Source organism: beta proteobacterium MWH-UniP1, from assembly GCA_036362785.1.
Classification (GTDB): Bacteria; Pseudomonadota; Gammaproteobacteria; order Burkholderiales; family Burkholderiaceae_A; genus Lacustribacter.
In genome coordinates, this window is sequence record CP143625.1 from 1016325 (window position 1) to 1037776 (window position 21452).

A 21452-nucleotide genomic window follows, 5' to 3' on the forward strand; every position below is an offset into this window, starting at 1 on the left:
ACCGGTGGTTCAATTTCGCAGCATACCCGCCTTGGTTGCTACAGAAGCGTTACTCGAACCAATCCAGCACATTATCTAAGCCACCGAAACGAATCGCCTGCATGGCCTGCGCGGAAACCGCAGGCTTGGCCCGGTGGGCAATCGATAAACCACTGGCGGTCATCATCTTCAGATCATTGGCGCCATCGCCAACGGTAATTGCCTTTTTGCTGGTGACGCCAAGTCTTCGGCAGGCCGCCGCAACGGTTTTCTGTTTGACCGTTGCATCCACGATTTCGCCGAGCACCTTGCCGGTGAGTTTGCCGTCACGGATTTCCAGTGTGTTGGAGCGGGTCTGCGCAAAGCCAATTTTCTCAGACACAAAATCAGTGAATTGGGTAAAGCCACCAGACACAAGCAGTGTGTGGAGTCCAGCCCGGTTAGCTGCATCCACCAGCTCTTTCACGCCAGGGGTGAATTTCAGTCGATACCGAATCACCTCTTGCAATACGGTTTCGGATAGGCCCTGTAAAAGTGCGACACGGCGGCGCAGGCTATCCGCATAGTCTTTGATTTCGCCACGCATGGCGGCTTCAGTGATTGCGGCGACTTCTGCTTTCTTGCCGCAGTAATCCGCAATCTCGTCAATGCATTCAATGGTGATGACCGTGGAATCCATGTCCATGGCCAGCACTGAAAAATCAGACCAGCGATAGGGCTGGTGTAACAAGGCCAGATCCACTTGGTGGGCATCCCGAAGGGCGTCGAGATCCGCCTGCATTGCTTTTTGTTCGACGGCGGTTTGTGTGGGCAGTTGCCAGACAGCAGCATGGCTTTCCCGCATGCGGCGCGGGGCATGATTAACTGCCTGATCAAAGGCGTACAGGGTGGATTGGGCGAGCCGATTGCGGCGGCTATTAGGGGCAAGACCGGGGGAGAGCACAAGGAAACTCATAATTAAATTTAAACGGTGAGCGTTGATGTAGAAGTGGGGTTGGGTGCTGCGGCAATGCCAGCCAGAATCTCTCGAATAGTACGCGCCCTCTGGGAAATATCGGCAATGGCAGTGTCACAGCGGAGTTTTTCATTGCCTAGCAGTCGATAGCGTTTGTCGGTCTGTATCAAGCGAATCACCTTGGCGGGGTCGACCTGGGCGTGTTGATCAAAGGTGATGGTGATGGCTTCTTCCGTGGCGTCGATTTTCAGAACACCAACCGGCTTGGCAAAGAGTCTAAGCCGATGGGTCTCCAGCAGTGCTTTTGCTGCATCAGGGGGGCTGCCAAAGCGATCAACCAATTCTTCTTCTAAGACTTCGAGCGCTTCTAAATCGTTGGCGTTGGCAAGCCGCTTATAGAGCGTGAGCCGCTCGTGTATATCGCCGCAGTAGCTGTTGGGTAAAAGCGCAGGCGTGTGCAGGTTAATTTCGGTCACTGCCGCTAATGGTGCATCCAAATCGGGCTCGCGACCGGCCTTGAGCGCATTGACCGCCTGGGTCAGCATATCGGCATACATCTGGAAACCCACTTCGGTAATGTCGCCGGACTGGTTATCGCCGAGTACTTCACCCGCGCCACGAATTTCCAGGTCGTGCATGGCCAGAAAGAATCCGCTGCCAAGCTCTTCCATGGCCTGAATCGCCTCTAAGCGTTTGACGGCATCTTTGGTCATGGCGGCCTCGCCCGGGGTGAGCAGGTAGGCATAGGCCTGGTGGTGGGAGCGGCCCACCCGGCCCCGCAGCTGATGGAGCTGGGCTAAGCCAAAGCGATCTGCACGGTAGATCACGATCGTGTTGGCACTGGGCACATCAATGCCGGTCTCGATAATGGTGGTGCAGAGTAAAACGTTGATGCGTTGGGAATGAAAGTCTCGCATCACGCGCTCAAGATCCCGCTCATGCATCTGTCCATGGGCAATCTCAATGCGGGCCTCGGGCACGAGTTTTTGCAGGGCATCGCGCCGGTTGTTAATCGTTTCGACCTGGTTGTGCAGCACATAGCATTGGCCGCCGCGTTTTAATTCTCGAAGCAGTGCCTCGCGCACCACGCCATCGTTTTCTTGGCGCACAAAGGTCTTAATCGCCAGGCGCTTTTGTGGGGCCGTGGCAATCACGGAAAAATCACGAATCCCTTCCATGCTCATGGCCAGTGTTCTGGGGATGGGCGTTGCGGTCAGTGTGAGCACATCCACTTCCGATCGCAGGGCTTTCAGTGCCTCTTTTTGCCGAACACCGAAGCGGTGCTCTTCATCAATAATGACCAGGCCCAGGCGATCAAACTTTACCCCTGCAGATAAGAGCTTGTGGGTGCCAATCACAATATCGACCTTGCCGTGCGCCAAGCCGTCAATCGCAGTCTGAATTTCTTTCCCACTTCTAAACCGCGAGAGCTCGCTGATTTTTACAGGCCAATCGGCAAACCGATCTTGAAAGGTCTGGAAGTGTTGTTCGGCCAACAGAGTCGTTGGGGTGAGCACGGCCACCTGTTTGCCATCCATTACCGCCAAGAAGGCTGCCCGCAGCGCGACTTCGGTCTTGCCAAAGCCCACGTCCCCACAGACCAGCCGATCCATCGGTTTTCCCGAGACCATGTCTTGCACTACCGCGTGGATGGCCGCGAGCTGATCTGGGGTTTCTTCGAAACCAAAACCATCGGCAAAGCGTTCGTAATCAATCGCATCAAACTTAAACGCATGGCCCTGACGGGCGGCGCGGCGGGCATAGATGTTGAGTAATTCTGCAGCGGTATCACGGGCCCGTTTGGCGGCTTTTTTCTTCAGTTTGTCCCACTGGCCAGAGCCCAGGGTGTGCAGCATGGCATTCTCCGGGTTAGCACCGCTGTAGCGGCCAATCACGTGCAGTTGCGACACTGGGATGTAGAGCTTGGCATCGTCGGCGTATTCCAGCTGTAAAAACTCGGTGTCGCCTTCGCCCATATCCAAATGCACCAGGCCCAGATAGCGGCCAATGCCGTGTTGAATATGCACGACCGGGTCACCAATTCGCAGTTCAGAAAGATCGCGAACAATCGAATCGATATTGGTTTCGGATTGCCGTTTGCCGTGTCGTTGGCGCCGAGCCACCTGGGCAAAGAGTTCACCTTCGGTAGCGATATAGAGTCGGGCCCATGGTGCGGCAAAGCCGGCATGCAGTGGTGCCACCATCAATTGAATCTCAGGTGTGTTGTGCTGACGTGCTGCTTCTAGCGTGTCGATGAGCCGGTGGGCAATGCCGTGTTCGCTTAAGTAATGCGACAGCGTTTCGCGGCGGCCTGGACTTTCAGCCGTCATCAGGAATCGATTCTGGGTGTCGGTCTTGAGTTGATCGCTAAATTGCCGCAGTTTTTCAACGGGGTCTGCCGCCCTGCGATCGGCCGCAATATCGGCCAAGGCAGCAAAGGGCTGGTCTTGGTTCTGATCATCGGCGTTGGCCGTGGCGTGATGTGCCCGATTGATGGATGGTGTGGTGTCGGCACGAAGACTGAGCCGTGCAAGGGGTTTGGTCTGGGTGAAAAATGTTTCGCTACTGAGATACAAGGCATCAGGGGCAAGCACGGGCCGCTCGATGTCGGCCTTTAGAAACGTGTAGCGTGAGAGCAGATCCCGATGAAACTCTTCAAAGGCCTGATCCACCTGGCCAATGGTGGCAATGGCCCCGCCTTCTTGTGGCAGGTAATCGAAGATGTTCGCCACCTGATCGAATAGCAGCGGCAGGTAATACTCAATGCCGGCGCCGAACAGGCCTTTTCCGGCGTCTTTATACAGACTGCAACGCGATGGGTCGCCCTCGAAAACTTCGCGCCAGCGGGCACGGAATGCTTGTGCCGCCTGCTCGTTGCTTGGGAATTCGCGGCCCGGTAGAAGGCGAATTTCTTGAACCGGATGAATGGTGCGCTGACTGTCGGGATCAAAAACACGCAGGGTGTCGACTTCATCGTCGAGCAGCTCAATGCGATAGGGCAGATTGCTGCCTGTTGGGTAAAGGTCAATCAGGCCACCACGCCAGGCATACTCACCGGGGGTGACGACCTGTGAGACTGGGCTGTAGCCGGCGGTCTGCAGTTGCTGTCGTAATCCATCCGCAGAGATACGCTGGCCTTTTCTAAAGAAAAAAGTCTGCGATGCGAGAAACGAGGGTGGTGCAATCCGTTGCAAGGCCGTGGATGCCGAGACCACCAAGACATCCAGCTGGCCGGTCGATGCCTGGTAGAGCGTGAGTAGCCTTTCCGAGACCAAATCCTGATGTGGAGAGAAGGCCTCGTAGGGCAGGGTCTCCCAATCGGGCAGCAGACGAACCTGTAGCGATGGCTCAAAAAACCGAATCTCGTCAGCAAGTCGCTGGGCATCTAGTGCGGCTTCACAGACCACCAATAGCCGCGCCCCTGCCGTGTTGGCCTTGGCCTGCTGGGCAAGCTTGGCCGCCCAGTCGGCGAGCAGCCAGGCGTCTGCGCTGCCGCAAGGCCGGGCAAGAGACAGGTGATGGCCCGCACTGGGCGGGGTTCGCCCATAGGCGGAAAAAGGACTCGGCATGAAGAGAACGATCGAAAACGGTAAATTGTAGGTTCTATGGAAATAAAAAGTCGGCTTTACGCCACTCGGTCTGACGCCCTTGCACGATTGGTGGACCTGCTTGGGACATCTTGCCAGGCTGTTGCGGTGATCCCTGCAGCGGGCCGCGGTGAGCGCAGCGGTCTGTCTCAGCCCAAGCAATACCATCGCCTTTCGGGGGTCACGATGTTGGCCAGAAGTATTCAGGCGCTGGCCAAGTTTGAGCCATGTGCGGCGGTGGTGGTGGTACTGCACCCCGAGGACTCGCTTTGGGCCGCGATGGATGTTGATGGGGAACTGGCCAACTGTCCCCGAGTGGTTGCGGTGCGAATCGGTGGTGCGTCACGCCGTGATTCCGTTGTGGCGGGCTGTGCGCTCGTTGCGGATGCACTGTCCCAGTTACAGGCATCGTCTGGCTCTGCTCAGCTTGGCGGTACGAAGGCCTCAGACCCGTGGGTCTTGGTCCACGATGCGGCCCGACCTGGCCTTGGAATCACTAGTCTGGAGCGGCTCTGGCAGGCGGTGGCTGGTGGGTCTGCCCAGGATCAAGACGGGAGACCGCAGGGCGGCATTCTGGCCATGCCGGTTGCCGACACCATGAAGCGTGCAAGACAAGATGCGCGCGGCCATGCGGTGGTCGATCAGACTCTAGATCGCAGCACGCTGTGGGCGGCCCAGACGCCCCAGATGTTTTCTCTGAAGTCACTGATGGCCGCGTATGCCAATTCACCCCAGGCCACCGACGAGGCCAGTGCGGTTGAAGCCGCAGGTGGACAGGTCGTGTTGGTGAAGGGAGAGGCGAATAATTTCAAACTCACCCAGCCGGATGATTTTCGATTGATGGAGGCCGTCATGGCACAAGAAATTCCTTTTGCAGTGGGGCAGGGCTTTGATGTCCATGCCCTGGTGTCTGGCCGGCCACTGATTATTGGTGGGGTCACCATTCCGTATGAGAAGGGCTTAGATGGCCACTCCGATGCCGATGTGTTGCTGCACGCCGTCACCGATGCTATTTTGGGTGCCGCAGGTATGGGCGACATTGGGCGCCACTTTCCCGATACCGACCCTGCGTTTAAAGGTGCAGACAGCAAAGTCTTGCTCACTGAGGCCGTGCAAAGAGTTCGTGCCAAGGGATGGCGTGTGGCGCAGATCGATGCCACAGTGATTGCACAGGCGCCCAAGATTTCGCCCTACGCCCCCCAGATGCAGGCAGCGATTGCTACCTGCTGTGACCTGCCTGTGGAATCCATCAACATCAAAGGAAAAACGACAGAGCGGCTGGGCTTTACTGGCCGCGGTGAGGGCATTGCGGCCCAGGCCATTGCCATGTTGGTGCGCGCTGGCCAATGACATCGACTGTTTTGGCGATTGAGTCTGGCGGCATCAGGGCCTCTGTGGCCCTGCGCAAGGCAGACGGCACCTTAACTTACGCCGTGGCCGACTCTGGCCAATCACACTCGAGTCGACTCTTACCCCTTGCCCAAGCGCTTTTGCAAAAGGCTGGCATGGATTGGCAGGATCTTGATGGGATTGCGGTGGGCATTGGCCCGGGGTCGTTTACGGGGTTGCGTGTGGCCTGCGGCATTGCCCAGGGCTTGGCACTGGGCTCTGGGAAACCGCTTCTTGGCGTGAATGGGTTTGAGGCAACGGCCTATGCCTGGTGGTCGTCGTTATCAGAAGAGCTGCGCCGTGACTATGCCGCCCACCAACCAATTCCGGTTCGGATTTCATTTGATGCGCGGCTGGGCGAGCGATTTGCGGCAACGGTGGGTCTGACGCAACAGGGCTCGGGAATTGCGCTTGCGTTTCAAGAACCGCCGGCGGTGGTGCTAGCGGAATCCGCCCACACGAGCGATCGTGATGCTGCACGGTCTGGGGTTGATCTCGTGGACCCTGATGTGCAGGCCTTTGGGCAAGTGTCTTTGCCCTTGGCGGCATGGATTGCGCGCTTTGCTGTGGATGCCAATCTTGCTCAGCCCCGTGAGTGGGTTGGCCCATCGGAATTGCGTCCGCTGTATGTGCGCGACAAGGTGGCCCAGACGATTGCAGAGCGGCAAGAGTCACCAGATCTGGTCTGGGCCGATATGACGGCTGCCGATCTGGCCTCGGTGATGGTGATTGAACGGCAGGCCTATCCCTTTCCCTGGACATCTGGAAATTTTCAAGATTCTTTGAACGCAGGCTACACCATGCGTGTGCTGAAAGAGCGTGGCGTAATGATTGGCTACGTGGTGTGGATGCGCGTGGTGGATGAAGTGCACCTGCTGAACATTGCGCTATCGCCTGCCCGTCAGGGCCGTGGCCTTGGGGCGTGGATGATGCGCCAATTCATGGCGCAGGTCCGTGATGCCGGCATAGATCAAATTTTGTTAGAAGTGCGGCCCAGTAACACTGCCGCGATTGGTCTTTACCGCAAACTCGGTTTCAAAGACATTGGCCTTCGCAAGGGCTACTACCCCAATCATGCGGCACCAGCGTCTGTGGCCAGCGCAAGTCAGTTGAACTCGCCCCAGAATTCGCCGATGCGTGAAGATGCGATTGTGATGCGCCTTTCTGGCCTGGACACTGGTCAAGCAGTCTCAACGGAAAAGACATATGGCTGAGCTATCCAAAGAGGCCATGCAGCTTTTAGAGCTCACGCCCCGATGGGAGTTGCGGCCCGAGTATCGGCCTGCTGCATCGATTTCAGCATCCCCGCGAGAGTCGATGGTGGTGGTTGGGCTTGCGGCCTCTTCTGCTGGGCAGATGTTGTGGACAGCCATTTCCAGGGCGATGATCGAGATGGGGTATCCACGGCCAATCATTGAGAGCGCGGTGATCCTGAGTTCGCCACAGGTGGATCGTGTGGTGCAGGTGTTGCTGTCAAAGCGGCCGGCATCGCTCTTGGTGTTTGGTGAGGCTTTTTTAAGTGAGATTGAGTCTGCCCATGCGGCGGCCCTGCAAGATTGCCGAGTGATCAGTGTCACGCCATTAGAAGGCCTGACGCAGGAGCCGGCCCGCAAAGCCCAGCTCTGGTCTGTGTTGCATCAGCTTCGTGTTGAGATGGCGTTTGAACGCTAGGTCTGGGTGTCAGACACCTTGTCAGACAAACCTCGGTGTCAGACACCTGCTTAGTGCGGATTCTTATGAATTCCAATTAAGGAATCTAAGTCGTAGCGGGCCTTGTTTTGCCGATAGCGCTTGATCACCAGCCACATGGTGCCTGCCACAAATAGGCCAAACACGATAATCACAGTGTTGACGTGCAGATCAAACTTGATCAGTAAGGTGTAAAGGCCAAGCATCAGCAGCACATTTAAATTCTCGTTGAAATTCTGAACGGCGATGGAGTGGCCAGCCGAGAGCAGCACATGGCCACGGTGTTGCAGCAACGCATTCATGGGCACCACAAAGTAGCCGGCCAATCCGCCAATGATGACGAGCAGGGGAATGGATGCCCCCAGCGAGGTGACCAGGGTCATCAGCGGCACTACTAGGCCCATGATCACCCCCAGCTTTAAAACCGATGGGGTTTGTTTGAGCGGCACAAAACGGGCGGCGAGCACTGCCCCCAAGGCAATGCCAATCGCAACAATGCCCTGCAAAATCGCTGCTTTATTGAGTGGCATGCCCAGTTGCACTTCCGCCCATTTCAACACGATGAATTGCAGCGTGGCCCCAGCCCCCCAAAACAGGGTCGTTACCGCCAGTGAGATTTGGCCAAGCTTGTCATTCCACAGTGTTTTATTGCAGTACCAAAAATCGGCAATCAATTTGAATGGGTTGCGATGTTGTTTGTCATACCGGGCACCCGTGTCGGGAATGCGCAAATTGAACCCGGCCGCCAAGAGATAAATACAGGCAATCACCAAGATGGCGCTCTCTGCTGGGCTATCAATCCCGGTGTCCACCATCGGGAAATCAAACCCCAGGAAAAAGCCACTGATGGTGGGGCTAATCAGCGCACCGCCCACCATGGTGCCCAGAATAATCGAGCTCACGGTGGTGCCTTCGATCCAACCATTGGCCGCCACAAGTTTTTCAGGCGGCAGCAGTTCGGTCAGGATGCCGTACTTTGCTGGCGAGTAAGCGGCTGCGCCAAAGCCCACCATGGCATAAGCCAGAAGCGGATGCACCGAGAAAAAGAGCAGCGCACAGCCCACGACCTTGATGGTGTTGGTAATGAACATGACCTTGCCTTTGGGCATGGAGTCTGCAAAGGCACCCACAAAGGGGGCGAGCACCACATAGGACACGGTAAAAAAGAGTTTGAGCAGCGGGCGCATCCATTCGGGCGCAGCAAGCTCAATGAGCAGGGCGATCGCGGCGATGAGTAATGCGTTATCGGCAAGCGAGGAGAAAAACTGCGCTGCCATGATGGTGTAAAAACCGCGTTTCATGATCCCTTTTTTTGTGTTGCATCATGATTAGAGCATGAACGCATAAAATCTCTGTGTATGCCCCGACCAATTCGCCTTACTGTTCATATTGACGCAATGCGTCATAATTTGTCTTGTATCCGCCAGCGCGTGGGCCAGTCCCGCATCTGGGCGGTGGCCAAGGCCAACGCCTATGGCCAGGGCATAGCCCAGGCGGTGCGTGCCTTTGCATCGGCCGATGGCCTGGCGGTCCTGGACTTGTCCGAAGCACAGGCCGCCCGAGAGTCTGGCTGGGCCAAACCAATCCTGATGATCGAAGGGGCTTTTTCAGCTGAAGATCTCTCGGTGATGGCGCAGCTTGATCTCACCACGGTGATTTCAACGCCAGAGCAGGCCCAGTGTTTTATCCAGGCTAGCCAAACGCCAAGTTCGGCTTGGGTGAAACTGAACACCGGCATGAATCGGCTTGGTTTGAATCCCCAGCTAAGCGATACGGAAATTGCCGATCTACTTCTGCCAATTCAACAAAAGCTTCGCCAGCCCTTGGGCTGGATGACCCACTTCGCCAATGCTGACACCGATGATGGCTGGCAGGCGCAGCTGTCTTGTTTTCAAGGCTGGCAGCCCAGGCTTGCGCGGGCCATCGGCGGGGCGGTTGGCCCAGTATCCCTGGCGAACTCTGCGGCGAGTCTGTCAATTCCCCAGGCCTATGCCGACTGGGTGCGGCCGGGCATTGCGCTCTACGGCGCAACCCCCTGGGCCGATGGGGTGGCGGCACATACGGCGGCGGGCCTGGGTCTGCGCCCTGTGCAGCAGCTCACCAGTGAAATCATTGCGATACAGCAGGTCAAGCGCGGCGAGGCCGTGGGCTATGGCGCACGCTTTGTGGCCGATCGCGACCGGCGAATTGGTGTGGTGGCAGTGGGGTATGCCGATGGTTATCCGCGTTTGGCACCCGACGGCACACCAGTATGGGTAGCAGGTCGCATCGTGCCGCTTGCCGGCCGGGTGTCGATGGACATGATTACCGTCGATCTCACCGATCACCCAGGGGCGGTGGTGGGGAGCCCTTGTGAGCTCTGGGGTGAGCATGTGGCGATCGATGATGTGGCCAATCGATCGGGCACGATTGGCTATGAATTGATGACCAAGATCACGGCCCGCGTGCCGCGTATGGTGGTGGAGTAAAAGTGGCCAAAGAAAAATCGCAGTTTGTCTGCCGAGAGTGTGGGAGTGCCTTTCCCAAGTGGGCCGGCCAGTGTGATGGCTGCGGCTCTTGGAATACCTTGGAAGAGATTCGTGCAGCGGCGGTATCGCGCCGTGGCCAGGCGCCAGTATCGATTGCGCCAACCACCCAGGCGGTCAGGCTCTCAGATGTTCAGGCCCAAGAGTTGCCACGTATTCCAACCGGTAGCGAAGAGTTTGATCGGGTGCTCGGTGGTGGGTTTGTTCCGGGCGGTGTGGTGCTGATCGGCGGCGACCCGGGTATTGGCAAATCCACACTCTTGTTGCAGGCCCTGGCCCATTTGAGTCAGAACGCATCCACGCTCTATGTCAGTGGCGAAGAATCGGTCGAGCAGGTGGCGCTGCGTGCCAAACGTCTCGCGTTATCTTCGAATGCGCTTACGGTATTGGCCGAAATTCAGCTTGAAGAAATCCTGGCCCAGTTGATGGCGCAAAAGCCACAGCTGGTGGTGATCGATTCAATCCAGACCTTGTTCAGTGATGCATTGACCGCTGCACCGGGGTCGGTCTCTCAAGTACGCGAGTGTTCGTCGCGCTTAACCCGTTGGGCCAAAGAAAGTGGTTGCACCGTGATTCTGGTGGGCCATGTCACCAAAGAGGGGACGCTCGCTGGCCCACGTGTTCTGGAACACATTGTGGACACCGTCTTGTATTTCGAGGGCGATTCACAGGCGTCTTACCGTGTGATTCGTGCCATCAAGAATCGCTTTGGCACGGTCAACGAGATTGGTGTCTTTGCCATGACGGATCGCGGACTCAAAGCCGTGAGCAATCCATCGGCACTCTTTTTATCGCCCGGCCATCTGGGCATGCAGGGCGAGCAGACCGTGCCGGGCTCTTGTGTCTTGGTGACGCAAGAGGGCTCTCGGCCTTTGCTGGTAGAAATACAGGCGCTGGTGGACACCGCCCATGTGCCCAATCCGCGGCGGCTATCGGTGGGGCTAGAGCCACAGCGGTTGGCCATGTTGTTGGCGGTGCTACACCGTCATGCGGGCATTGCCTGCTTTGATCAAGATGTGTTTATCAATGCCGTGGGTGGTGTGCGCATTAACGAGCCTGCGGCAGATCTTGCAGTGATTTTATCGATCGTGTCATCCATGCGTAACAAGGCCCTGCCCAAGGGCATGGTGGCCTTTGGTGAAGTGGGGTTGGCCGGTGAGATTCGTCCTGCACCACGTGGCCAAGAGCGATTGAAAGAGGCCGCCAAGCTTGGCTTTTCGCGGGCGCTCGTGCCGGCTGCCAATGCCCCCAAAAAACCTATCGAGGGGCTTGAAGTCATTGCGGTGTCGCGTCTGGATGATGCGATTGCAAAGATGCGCGACTGATCGTCTCTGCGGTGCGCTTGCCTGATCGCACGGCGCTTTCAATCGTTGCCGGGTAGCCGGGCTCGCAATCATCGGCACAGCGATAGATATTGGGTAGGCCAGTTAGCCCGCGCGTTTCCTCTTCGCTTGCAATGGGTGCGTTGGGTGTGGCGGCCCATGTCGCATGCTTTTCGGTAATCCATTTCTGTGGGCTGTCTTGGCAGGCAATACCAAGCTGCACGACAAGCTGTTGGTTCAGCAAGTCTCTCGCCTGATCGGCGTTTCCAATGCCATGGGCACTCACGACCACACCAATGGCACCATTGCGCTTCACTACCACCTGGCCAATGTGTGGCGCGTCTTTGTGTGGGTTCAAGACAAACCAATCGGGAAGATGCGCGAGTTGTTGCGACTGTGCGGCGTTCAGCGCAATCCACACCGTGGTGATCGGCCGAAAATCAAGGCCTGCCCAACGTTGCCGTGCCGGGGTCATGGGCAGTGCCGAGTCGTCCCATAAGCGGATGGATGGCCGCGCCGGCATGGCCAAGACCACGTGCTGATAGACCTGCGGCACAGGCTGATCGCGACAATGCAGTCGGGTGCCTGTTGATGTCTGCTCTAGTCGGGTGACCAGATGCCTGGCCGCAAGGTTCACGCCTTGTTGTGCAAGCCAATTCGTGATTGGGTCCACACCATCAACACTAAGATTGGTGGGGGGTGTGAGCACATTGGTGCTGCCTTTCGGGCCTGCCAGAGAATCCCGTAACACCGCGGCCAAGATGTCGGCGCTGGCCAATTCCAATTCGGTGTTCAGGGCGCCTTCGCACAATGGCCGCCAGAAATGGTCGACAAAGTCTTTTGGCATGTCTTGTGTTGCCAACCATTGGTGGGCGGTGATGGGGCCGACGCGCCAGTTGCTGGCCACAAGCTGTAGGATGGTTTTGCCAATGGCCCATTTCCAGGCCAAGGGCCAGCCAATGGGCCCACGGCCCGGAATCAGGCCTGATAAAACCCGCCAGGGCCATGCCGCCTCTGACACCTGCCAGTGTTGGGCAACCACCGCGTGCGAGGTCACACCCGCCCACTGCAGGGGCCGTGACTGCCAGCGGGGCGCACCCACCATGCGCAGCAATGCAAAGGTGTCGGTGTAGGCACCGATGGTCAGGTGCTGGCCATTGTCAATGGCCAATGTTGTGTCGCGATCTGGGATTTCCCAATTGAGTCCGCGGGCGCGGCCACCAAAATGTGGCGAGGCTTCAAAGACAGTGATCTTGCTGTCGGGTGCCACACGGGTTAGCCAAGCGGCGCAAGACAGACCGGCCCAACCGCCACCAATGATGGCAATGCGGCCGCCTAAACTCATGTGGGAAGCAGGCCCAGAGATGCCCGCCAGGCAAGCCAGAGTTTGCGCGCTGGCGCAACAGAGATGCGTTGATTTAAGACCTGATACGACTCGGAAGCGACCAGTGTTAAGAGCTCTCGATAAATCGCCGCCATGATGAGGCCTGGCCGCTGCGCGCTGCGTTCATTGCCCGGTAACGCGGCAAAGGCCTGCTGATACAAGGCATCGGCACGCTGATGCATGTCACGCAGCAGCGACTCCAGTGCCGGTGTGTGCTCAAACCGCAGAATTGAGGCGGCTTCAAGACCATGCGCCTGCATGGCTTCAAGTGGCAGATAGATGCGGCCTTTGCGGGCATCGTCACCGACATCGCGCATGATGTTGGTGTATTGCAGGGCCCGGCCAAGTGCAATCGCATAGTCGAGTGTGGCCTGGCTGATCTGACCATTCTTAGCAAAAATTCGAACTGACAACAGGCCAACGGCACCAGCAACACGATCACAGTAAAGATCCAGATCGGCCCAGCTCATGTAACGGTTCTGGTTCAGATCCATCGCACAGCCCGCCACAATCTCATCAAAGGGGTCGCGTGGCAGATTGAATTGAGAAAGCCTGGGGAGCAGGGCCTTGGTCACGGGGTGGGTGGGGTCGCCTTCGAACAGGCGATCGAGCTCGGTCTTCCACCAGCTCAGTTTGATGGCGGCGAGTTGTGGTTCGGAACACTCATCCACCACATCGTCGACTTCTCGGCAAAACGCATAGAGTGCAGTGATTGCGGTGCGCGGTGCGGCGGGCAAAATTTTGAAGGCTGCGACAAGATTAGAGCCGCTCTCGCTCACTTTAGATTCGCAGTACTGGTCGGGCGTCATTGCGTGGGTGTCGAATTAGATCAATCGGAAGGCACGAAACACTACCACTGCTAGCCTGGCCTTGGAGAGGCTTGGCGATTTGGTCCAGACTGCGCTGGGGTTTGCTAAGACCATGCGGCAGATCTCTCGGCCGCCTTCAATCGTGATGGCAATCTCCATAGCGAGCCGCAGGCTGCCCGGGCATTTGCTGTGACGAATGGTTCTTGGAAGCCCAGCGCCTTGGGCTAGATGGTTCAAGGCCCAGCGGGCCATTCGGCTCGCCAGCTCGGCACGACTGGTCGGGCTAAGCGCGGTAAGACCCAGATCGGCTGTCCAGCCCGCAGGCCACCAGGTCTGGGGAAAATAGAGGCGTCCCCGGCTGAAGTCTTCCCCCATGTCTTGGGCGAAATTGGCCAGCTGAAGGCCAATACAGACCGCATCAGAGGCGTTCTGTATTGATCTGGGCTGGCCAGCCTGATCGAGCAGGCCCGATAGCCCCAAGACTAGTCGGCCAACCGGTGCCGCTGAATATCGGCAATACGCCAACACGGCCTCTTCGGTGGCCATTGGGCGGTGGCCCACATCTTGCAAGAAAGCCTCTAATAAATCGTCGGCCCAGGCCGTTGGAACACCGTGTTGGTCAAGGGCTCGTTTGAGTTCGCCCCCAATGGCCGCCAACTCTGGCGCCTGGGCGTTTGGCTGGCCGGCCAGGCCGTCTCGAAGTGCTGCCAGGCCAGCGCGCCGATCGGCAGGGGGGCTAGACCCCTCATCGGCCAGATCGTCGCCAGTTCGTGCAAAGCGATACAGGCTCAGGATTGCGGGCCGGATCTTTTCAGGTACCAGCCAGGAGCCCACGGGGAAGTTTTCGTAGTGCTCGCCGCCATGAAAAGCCTTGCCGTGGTGTGCCGTGGTCATGCCGCGATTCTAAGTACAATGTGGGCTTCGCGTCGGGTGCAAGGCATTTGAACCGCATTGCGCGAAGGTGGCGAAATTGGTAGACGCACCAGGTTTAGGTCCTGACGCCGCAAGGTGTGGGGGTTCGAGTCCCCCCCTTCGCACCAGTCAATGGTTTGACCGTGTTCCCGACTCAGCATGTGCGCACATGAGTGCGCTTTTTTGATTTCTTAATTCTTAAAACGCTTATGACATCCACAACTCCCGCAGCCGCAGCCGCCTCATCCTTGGAGCGTCGCATTCCTCTATCGGTATCTATGGCTGAAGTCCAGCAAGAGGCCCAAAAGCGTCTGGTCCGTTTGAGCAAAACGGTCAAGATGGCTGGCTTTCGTCCAGGCAAGGTGCCCATGAAGGTGGTGGCCCAGACCTATGGTCCGCAGGCCCACTCAGATGCCATCAACGACGTGGTTGGCCGCGCCTACACCCTGGCCCTGGTGGAGAAAAAACTTCGGGTGGCCGGCATGCCCGCGATTGAACCCGTGGCCAGCGAAGGCTCGGAAGACGAACTGAAGTTCGAGGCCGTGGTCGAGGTCTACCCCGAGATTGCCTGCCCCGATGTGTCCGGCGTGGAAATCAAAAAAACCACCTGTGACATTACGGATGCTGACCTGGAAAAAACACTCGATACCTTGCGTCGTCAGCGCACCGAATTTGTCGATGTGAGCCGCGCTTCGCAAAAAGGCGACCGCGTCACACTCGACTTCAAAGGCGAGATTGATGGCGTGGCCTTTACAGGTGGCAGCTCCGAGAACTTTAGTTTCGTGTTGGGCGATGGCTCCATGTTGAAAGAGTTCGACGAGGCGGCCACCAACATGAAGGCGGGTGAGAACAAATCATTCCCCTTGAGTTTTCCTGCCGATTACCACGGCAAAGATGTGGCCGGAAAAACCGCAACCTTTTCCATACGGATTCGCTCTGTCTCCGAGCCCAAGGTGCCAGAACTCAATGCCGAGTTCGCCAAATCCATGGGCATTGCCTCGGGTGATTTAGATAAGCTCAGAGAAGACGTGCGCAAGAACTTATCGCGTGAAGTCACCAATCGTTGCAAGTCCCGCACCAAGGCTGCGGTCATGGCGGCATTCGAGCAGTGGACCAGCTTTGAGGTGCCCAAGGCCCTGGTTGAAAACGAATCCCAGCGGCTGGCTGATTCTGCACGCCAAGACATGGCCGCCCGTGGCATGAACATGAAAGACGTGCCAATTCCAACCGACTTGTTTAAAGAGCAGGCCACCAAGCGTGTAAAACTTGGCCTGTTGATTGGCGAAGTGGTCAAGGCACAAAAGCTTTCCGCCACCACCGAGCAGGTCAAGGCCTTCGTGGAAGAGATGGCATCGGCTTACGAAAAGCCTGAGGTGTTCGTGAACTGGTTTATGGGTCAGGAAAAGCAGCGGGCCGAAGCAGAAGCCGTGGTCATCGAAGAGAATGTGGTGAACTGGGTGCTGGCCAACGCCAAAGTGGTGGAAGACCCCATGACGGTAGAAAGCCTGATGATGGCCGAGGCCAATCAGGCGGCCTGATCAGTATCATCGCGGTAGCGAAGTTAAAGAAACAGGAGCGCGGATGTCGAAGTTCGATGAAATCGTAGGGCTTGGCCTGGTGCCAATGGTGATTGAGCAGTCGGGCCGTGGTGAGCGTGCTTATGACATCTATTCGCGCTTGCTGCGTGAGCGGGTGGTCTTCATGGTGGGTCCGGTCAATGACCAAACCGCCAACCTGGTAATTGCTCAGCTGCTGTTTTTGGAATCCGAAAACCCAGACAAAGACATTTCGCTCTACATCAATTCCCCCGGCGGTTCGGTGTCGGCGGGCCTGGCCATCTACGACACCATGCAGTTCATTAAGCCCGATGTCAGCACGCTTTGCGTGGGCATGGCAGCCAGCATGGGCGCCTTCTTATTGGCGGCAGGCGAAAAGGGCAAGCGGTTCACGCTGCCCAATAGCCGCGTCATGATTCATCAGCCCTTGGGCGGTGTTCAGGGACAGGCCTCTGATATTGAAATCCACGCCCGTGAAATTCTTGCGCTGCGGGATAAGCTCAATGGCATTTTGGCCGAGCGCACGGGCCAGACGCTAGAAACAATTGCACGCGACACCGACCGTGACAACTTTCTGTCGGCACAAGATGCGCTAGAGTATGGCATCGTTGACAAGGTACTGACGCATCGCGAGAAAACGGATGGCTGAGAAAAAAGGGTCTAGCGAAAAACTTTTGTATTGCTCCTTTTGCGGCAAGAGCCAGCACGAGGTTAAAAAGCTTATTGCGGGTCCGTCGGTCTTCATCTGCGATGAATGTATCGATCTATGTAACGACATCATTCGTGATGAGCAGGCCGCCACACCGGAAGACGGTGCCAAAGATGGCCTGCCCACACCCCAAGAAATTTCTGCGCGGCTTGATCAGTTTGTGATTGGCCAGTCCACGGCCAAGCGCATTTTGTCGGTCGCGGTCTATAACCACTACAAGCGGCTTCGCCACCGTGGTGAGACCAAGGCCGAGATCGAGCTGGCCAAGAGCAATATTTTGCTCATCGGCCCCACGGGCTCGGGCAAGACCCTGCTGGCCCAGACCTTGGCCCGTCTTTTGAATGTGCCCTTTGTCATTGCCGATGCCACCACCCTGACCGAAGCCGGTTATGTGGGCGAAGACGTTGAAAACATCATTCAAAAGCTGCTGCAAAACTGCAATTACGAAATCGAGAAGGCCCAAAACGGTATCGTCTACATCGACGAGATCGACAAGATCACCCGCAAATCAGATAACCCATCAATCACCCGCGATGTGTCGGGCGAGGGCGTGCAGCAGGCGCTATTGAAACTGATCGAGGGCACGGTGGCATCCGTTCCGCCGCAGGGTGGCCGCAAGCATCCGAACCAAGACTTCGTTCAGATCGACACGACCAACATCTTGTTTATCTGCGGCGGCGCCTTTGATGGGCTGGATAAGGTCATTCGGAACCGAACCGAAAAGACTTCGATTGGCTTTGGTGCCGAGGTCCGCTCACCCAGCGATCGTGATGTCGGCGAACTTTTCCGCGAAGTGGAACCCGAAGACTTAATCAAGTTTGGGTTAATCCCCGAATTGGTGGGCCGTCTGCCCGTGGTGGCCACACTGGACGAACTCAATGAAGACGCCTTGGTCGAGATTTTGATCGAGCCCAAAAACGCCCTGGTCAAGCAGTATCAGGCGCTTTTTGCCATGGAAAATGTCGAACTCGAGATTCGCCCGGCAGCCTTGGTGGCGATTGCCAAAAAGGCGATCAAACGTAAAACCGGCGCCCGTGGCCTGCGTTCCATTCTGGAAGCGGTGCTGCTGGACACCATGTACACCCTGCCGGGCCAGGCCAACGTCACCAAGGTGGTGATTGATGAGCCCGCCATCACCGGCGATGGTCAGCCGCTTCTGATCTATGGCGAGTCGCCCAAGGTTGCCAGCAGCGCCTGATTCCGAACAACTGCCAGATTCCCCTCAGCACTCGGGGAATCTGCAAAGATCCCGGTTTTCTGCCCTTGTTTTTTCTCAGCTTTGCCCCCATCTTGGTGGCAAGAACCTGAATTGGAGGACGTCATGTCCAAAATAGAACTACTCCCCGAAGAGCCGATTTCCCTGCCCATGCTGCCGCTGCGCGATGTCGTGGTGTTTCCGCACATGGTGATCCCGCTGTTTGTGGGCCGGCCCAAATCCATCAAGGCCATGGAAGTGGCCATGGAAGCGGGCAAACATATTTTCTTGGCCGCCCAGAAAAGCGCCGCCCAGGACGACCCAACCGCCGCCGATATTTATGAAATTGGCTGTGTGGCCAGCATTTTGCAGATGCTAAAGCTTCCCGACGGCACAGTAAAAGTGCTGGTCGAGGGCTCTCAGCGCGCCCGAGTGTTGGAAGTGGAAGACGAGGGCACGTATCTCGCCTCCCGCTGCACACCCATGACCCCGGAAGTGCCCGAGGGCCCCGAGATCGAGGCCCTGCGTCGCACGATCCTGAATCAGTTTGATCAGTTCGTAAAACTGAACAAAAAGATTCCTGCTGAGATTTTGAATAGCCTGATGAGCATCGAAGATGCCGGCCGACTGGCTGACGCCATTGGTGCCCATCTGCCCATGAAGCTTGAGCAAAAGCAGGCCGTATTGGAAGTGGTGCCGGTGATCGAGCGCCTGGAAAAACTCTTGGCCCTGATTGAGACCGAGCTGGACATCCTGCAGGTCGAAAAGCGCATCCGTGGCCGCGTGAAGCGGCAGATGGAAAAAAGCCAGCGCGAGTACTACTTAAACGAGCAGGTCAAGGCCATCCAGAAAGAGCTGGGCGAGGGCGAAGACAGCGAGCTTGATGAGTTGGATAAAAAGATCAAGGCCGCCCGCATGCCCAAAGAGGCACTAGAAAAGGCCAATGCTGAGCTGAAAAAACTGCGCATGATGTCGCCCATGTCGGCCGAGGCCACTGTGGTGCGCAACTACATTGATGCCTTGGTCACGCTGCCTTGGAAAAAGAAGAGCAAGATCAACAACAATCTGGAAGACGCGGAGAAAGTACTCGAGGAAGAGCACTATGGCCTGGAAAAGGTCAAAGAGCGAATTCTGGAGTATCTCGCTGTGCAGCAGCGCGTTGATAAGGTCAAAGCGCCGATCTTGTGCCTGGTTGGGCCACCTGGGGTGGGTAAGACTTCCTTGGGCCAATCGATTGCCCGCGCCACAAACCGAAAGTTTGTGCGCATGGCCTTGGGTGGCGTGCGTGACGAGGCCGAGATTCGCGGCCACCGCAAGACCTATATTGGCTCCATGCCCGGCAAGGTGCTCTCGAACCTGACCAAAACAGGGGTGCGCAATCCGCTCTTCTTGTTTGATGAAGTCGACAAGATGGGCATGGATTTCCGTGGTGACCCGGCCAGCGCGCTGCTAGAAGTCTTGGACCCCGAGCAGAACCACGCTTTTGTGGACCACTACATTGAAGTCGAGTACGACTTATCCGATGTGATGTTTGTCGCGACGGCAAACTCATTGAATATTCCGCCAGCCTTGCTTGATCGTATGGAAGTCATCAAGCTTTCGGGCTACACCGAAGAGGAAAAGATCAATATCGCCACCCGCTATTTGCTGCCCAAGCAGATCAAGCAGACGGGCTTAAAGGCAGGCGAGATCGACGTGGATGACTCCGCGATTCGGGAGATTATTCGCACCTATACCCGTGAGTCGGGTGTGCGTGGCTTAGAGCGTGAAATCTCCAAGATCTGCCGCAAGGTCACCCGCATGGTCTTGACCAAAAAAGCCGCACTTCCGGTCAAGGTCAATGCCGAGAACATTGAAGACTTCTTGGGCGTGCGCCGCTTTACCTATGGCGTTGCCGAAAAAGAAGATCAGGTGGGCGAAGTCACTGGCTTGGCCTGGACCGAGGTGGGCGGTGAATTGCTCACCATTGAAGCCACCATGATGCCCGGCAAGGGCCAGATCATCCGCACGGGCTCCCTGGGCGAGGTCATGAAGGAGTCGGTCGAGGCCGCGCGGTCGGTGGTGCGTAGCCGTGCCCGTCGTCTGGGCATCCGTGACGACGCCTTTGAGAAAAAAGACTTGCACATCCACGCGCCAGAGGGGGCCACCCCCAAGGATGGCCCAAGTGCGGGTATCGCCATGACTACGGCCATGGTCTCGGCCATGACGGGGATTCCCGTGCGTGCCGATGTGGCTATGACCGGTGAGATCACGCTGCGCGGTGAGGTCTTGCAGATTGGCGGCCTGAAGGAAAAGCTGCTTGCTGCACATCGCGGTGGAATTAAGAAGGTCTTGATCCCCGAGCAAAACGTTCGGGATCTTGCCGAGATTCCGCAGAATGTGAAAAACGCGCTTGAGATTGTTCCGGTCAAGTGGATTGATCAGGTGTTAGATTTGGCGCTTTCAAAAGCGCCAACACCGCTTCCCGAAGAAGAGGACGCTGCAGCGGTGGCATCCAAAACCGATGCAACTGCGCCAGAGTCGCGCGTTATTTCGGGGACAACTTCAGATCAGTTGCCGCATTAATTTTTTGGTGCCGCGTATCAACCCGATCCCCTGAAAGCCTTTGTTAGCAAGGCTCTCAGGGGATTGTCTTTTTTGTTCGCAACTTGACAGCAATTTCGAATTGCGCGTTAATGAGGGCGTTTGCTCTAGTCGCTAAACTTAATTCTTAAGCGGTTCCCACAGAGCACACAAACCAAAACACTATAAAAATGTGATTTCAATCCGATTCGGCCAGCACTAAGCTGTCGGGTCTTTATTTATCAGCGAAGAGAGGACATGAATTGAATAAGACTGACATGATCGAGCACATTGCCAAGCAGGCAGATGTTTCCAAGGCAGCGGCAGGCCGCGCTTTGGACGCTGTGATTGGTGGCATTAAGACCACCCTGAAAAAAGGTGGCTCTGTGACTCTCGTGGGCTTTGGTACGTTTGCAGTTGGCAAGCGCGCGGCTCGCACGGGCCGTAACCCCCAGACGGGTGCCGCGATCAAAATTAAGGCTGCCAAGGTGCCTAAATTCCGCGCCGGCAAGGCCCTGAAAGACGCCATCAACAAGTAAGCGTCGGTCTAAACCGCGCCAAAAGGGGCTGCTTGATCTAGCGGCCCTTTTTTTTTATACTCTCGTGCTTGCTTGGGCGCACAGTAATTTTTGGGTGCTTAGCTCAGTTGGTAGAGCGGCGCCCTTACAAGGCGTAGGTCGGGAGTTCGACCCTCTCAGCACCCACCAAAAATTCTTGGCTTTGCGCGGGGCAGTGGTAGAACAAAGCAGTTCTAAGTGGTCTGTAGATATGGTTTTAAGGAGTGGTAGTTCAGTTGGTTAGAATACCGGCCTGTCACGCCGGGGGTCGCGGGTTCGAGTCCCGTCCACTCCGCCAACACCTTTGCCGCACATAAGGCGA

General features: G+C 56.9%; 16 protein-coding genes and 3 tRNA genes. 13 read left to right on the plus strand and 6 right to left on the minus strand.

Annotated elements, in window-relative coordinates; all coding sequences use genetic code 11:
* Window positions 1–49: 49 nt before the first annotated feature.
* On the minus strand, window positions 50–934 hold the full coding sequence (gene serB, locus AOB54_04980; protein WVN42723.1) for a phosphoserine phosphatase SerB: 885 nt from the start codon (window positions 932–934) through the stop codon (window positions 50–52).
* Window positions 935–942: 8 nt separating this feature from the next.
* A complete protein-coding gene (gene mfd, locus AOB54_04985) occupies window positions 943–4503 on the minus strand; it encodes a transcription-repair coupling factor (protein ID WVN42724.1) in 3561 nt (1186 codons plus the stop codon).
* A 36-nt stretch (window positions 4504–4539) separates the two neighbouring features.
* On the opposite strand from mfd, the gene ispF reads away from it, so the two are divergent.
* The 3 genes from ispF to AOB54_05000 are packed head-to-tail and all read left to right on the plus strand — an operon-like array spanning window position 4540 to window position 7581.
* Entirely contained in the window at window positions 4540–5871 is a 1332-nt protein-coding gene (gene ispF / locus AOB54_04990; protein WVN42725.1) for a 2-C-methyl-D-erythritol 2,4-cyclodiphosphate synthase, read from the plus strand.
* A complete protein-coding gene (tsaB, locus tag AOB54_04995) occupies window positions 5868–7124 on the plus strand; it encodes a tRNA (adenosine(37)-N6)-threonylcarbamoyltransferase complex dimerization subunit type 1 TsaB (protein WVN42726.1) in 1257 nt (418 codons plus the stop codon). The genes ispF and tsaB overlap by 4 nt, the downstream gene beginning before the upstream one ends.
* The gene (locus AOB54_05000; GenBank protein ID WVN42727.1) at window positions 7117–7581 is read left to right on the plus strand and encodes a hypothetical protein; all 465 of its coding nucleotides are present in this window, start codon (window positions 7117–7119) and stop codon (window positions 7579–7581) included. Before tsaB ends, AOB54_05000 begins: the two co-directional genes overlap by 8 nt.
* Window positions 7582–7631: 50 nt before the next feature.
* Here AOB54_05000 and lplT read toward each other — a convergent pair whose 3' ends face one another.
* The gene (gene lplT, locus AOB54_05005) at window positions 7632–8900 is read right to left on the minus strand and encodes a lysophospholipid transporter LplT (protein WVN42728.1); all 1269 of its coding nucleotides are present in this window, start codon (window positions 8898–8900) and stop codon (window positions 7632–7634) included.
* A gap of 57 nt (window positions 8901–8957) precedes the next feature.
* Between lplT and alr the strand changes: the two genes are divergently transcribed.
* Both alr and radA read left to right on the plus strand, forming a co-directional pair.
* Window positions 8958–10067: an alanine racemase gene (gene alr, locus AOB54_05010; GenBank protein ID WVN40880.1), complete on the plus strand. Its 1110-nt coding sequence runs from the start codon at window positions 8958–8960 to the stop codon at window positions 10065–10067.
* Between the two features lie 2 nt (window positions 10068–10069).
* Entirely contained in the window at window positions 10070–11449 is a 1380-nt protein-coding gene (gene radA, locus AOB54_05015) for a DNA repair protein RadA (GenBank protein ID WVN40881.1), read from the plus strand.
* On the opposite strand, the gene AOB54_05020 is transcribed toward radA, so the two are convergent.
* From AOB54_05020 to AOB54_05030, 3 genes are read right to left on the minus strand one after another with little or no spacing between them, the layout of a single operon-like run.
* Complete coding sequence (locus AOB54_05020; protein WVN40882.1) at window positions 11400–12791, minus strand: FAD-dependent oxidoreductase; 1392 nt, start codon at window positions 12789–12791, stop codon at window positions 11400–11402. The two genes, radA and AOB54_05020, sit on opposite strands and share 50 nt — an antisense overlap.
* Window positions 12788–13639, minus strand: a complete 852-nt coding sequence (gene hpnD, locus AOB54_05025) for a presqualene diphosphate synthase HpnD (GenBank protein ID WVN40883.1) — start codon at window positions 13637–13639, stop codon at window positions 12788–12790. The genes AOB54_05020 and hpnD overlap by 4 nt, the downstream gene beginning before the upstream one ends.
* Before the next feature lie 15 nt (window positions 13640–13654).
* Window positions 13655–14533 (minus strand): squalene/phytoene synthase family protein, encoded by an 879-nt coding sequence (locus AOB54_05030; GenBank protein WVN40884.1) that lies wholly within the window; start codon window positions 14531–14533, stop codon window positions 13655–13657.
* A 61-nt stretch (window positions 14534–14594) separates the two neighbouring features.
* On the opposite strand from AOB54_05030, the gene AOB54_05035 reads away from it, so the two are divergent.
* From AOB54_05035 to AOB54_05070, 8 genes are all read left to right on the plus strand, one after another.
* Window positions 14595–14679 (plus strand) — tRNA-Leu (locus tag AOB54_05035).
* A gap of 81 nt (window positions 14680–14760) precedes the next feature.
* Window positions 14761–16089 (plus strand): trigger factor, encoded by a 1329-nt coding sequence (gene tig, locus AOB54_05040; GenBank protein ID WVN40885.1) that lies wholly within the window; start codon window positions 14761–14763, stop codon window positions 16087–16089.
* Between the two features lie 43 nt (window positions 16090–16132).
* Complete coding sequence (clpP, locus tag AOB54_05045; protein ID WVN40886.1) at window positions 16133–16756, plus strand: ATP-dependent Clp endopeptidase proteolytic subunit ClpP; 624 nt, start codon at window positions 16133–16135, stop codon at window positions 16754–16756.
* Entirely contained in the window at window positions 16749–18014 is a 1266-nt protein-coding gene (clpX, locus tag AOB54_05050) for an ATP-dependent Clp protease ATP-binding subunit ClpX (GenBank protein ID WVN40887.1), read from the plus strand. The genes clpP and clpX overlap by 8 nt, the downstream gene beginning before the upstream one ends.
* A 123-nt stretch (window positions 18015–18137) precedes the next feature.
* Entirely contained in the window at window positions 18138–20576 is a 2439-nt protein-coding gene (lon, locus tag AOB54_05055; GenBank protein ID WVN40888.1) for an endopeptidase La, read from the plus strand.
* A 260-nt stretch (window positions 20577–20836) separates the two neighbouring features.
* Window positions 20837–21112 carry an HU family DNA-binding protein gene (locus AOB54_05060; GenBank protein ID WVN40889.1) on the plus strand — a complete coding sequence of 92 codons (276 nt, stop codon included), beginning with the start codon at window positions 20837–20839 and terminating at the stop codon, window positions 21110–21112.
* A gap of 92 nt (window positions 21113–21204) precedes the next feature.
* Window positions 21205–21280 (plus strand) — tRNA-Val (locus tag AOB54_05065).
* Window positions 21281–21351: 71 nt separating this feature from the next.
* Window positions 21352–21428, plus strand: a tRNA-Asp gene (locus tag AOB54_05070).
* The last annotated feature ends 24 nt before the right edge of the window (window positions 21429–21452 follow it).

Bases quoted from the DNA above. Each gene is read 5' to 3' on its own strand.
- serB (WVN42723.1), bottom strand. From the start codon at position 934: ATGAGTTTCCTTGTGCTCTCCCCCGGTCTTGCCCCTAATAGCCGCCGC.
- mfd (WVN42724.1), bottom strand. From the start codon at position 4,503: ATGCCGAGTCCTTTTTCCGCCTATGGGCGAACCCCGCCCAGTGCGGGC.
- ispF (WVN42725.1), top strand. From the start codon at position 4,540: ATGGAAATAAAAAGTCGGCTTTACGCCACTCGGTCTGACGCCCTTGCA.
- tsaB (WVN42726.1), top strand. From the start codon at position 5,868: ATGACATCGACTGTTTTGGCGATTGAGTCTGGCGGCATCAGGGCCTCT.
- AOB54_05000 (WVN42727.1), top strand. From the start codon at position 7,117: ATGGCTGAGCTATCCAAAGAGGCCATGCAGCTTTTAGAGCTCACGCCC.
- lplT (WVN42728.1), bottom strand. From the start codon at position 8,900: ATGAAACGCGGTTTTTACACCATCATGGCAGCGCAGTTTTTCTCCTCG.
- alr (WVN40880.1), top strand. From the start codon at position 8,958: ATGCCCCGACCAATTCGCCTTACTGTTCATATTGACGCAATGCGTCAT.
- AOB54_05020 (WVN40882.1), bottom strand. From the start codon at position 12,791: ATGAGTTTAGGCGGCCGCATTGCCATCATTGGTGGCGGTTGGGCCGGT.
- hpnD (WVN40883.1), bottom strand. From the start codon at position 13,639: ATGACGCCCGACCAGTACTGCGAATCTAAAGTGAGCGAGAGCGGCTCT.
- AOB54_05030 (WVN40884.1), bottom strand. From the start codon at position 14,533: ATGACCACGGCACACCACGGCAAGGCTTTTCATGGCGGCGAGCACTAC.
- tig (WVN40885.1), top strand. From the start codon at position 14,761: ATGACATCCACAACTCCCGCAGCCGCAGCCGCCTCATCCTTGGAGCGT.
- clpP (WVN40886.1), top strand. From the start codon at position 16,133: ATGTCGAAGTTCGATGAAATCGTAGGGCTTGGCCTGGTGCCAATGGTG.
- clpX (WVN40887.1), top strand. From the start codon at position 16,749: ATGGCTGAGAAAAAAGGGTCTAGCGAAAAACTTTTGTATTGCTCCTTT.
- lon (WVN40888.1), top strand. From the start codon at position 18,138: ATGTCCAAAATAGAACTACTCCCCGAAGAGCCGATTTCCCTGCCCATG.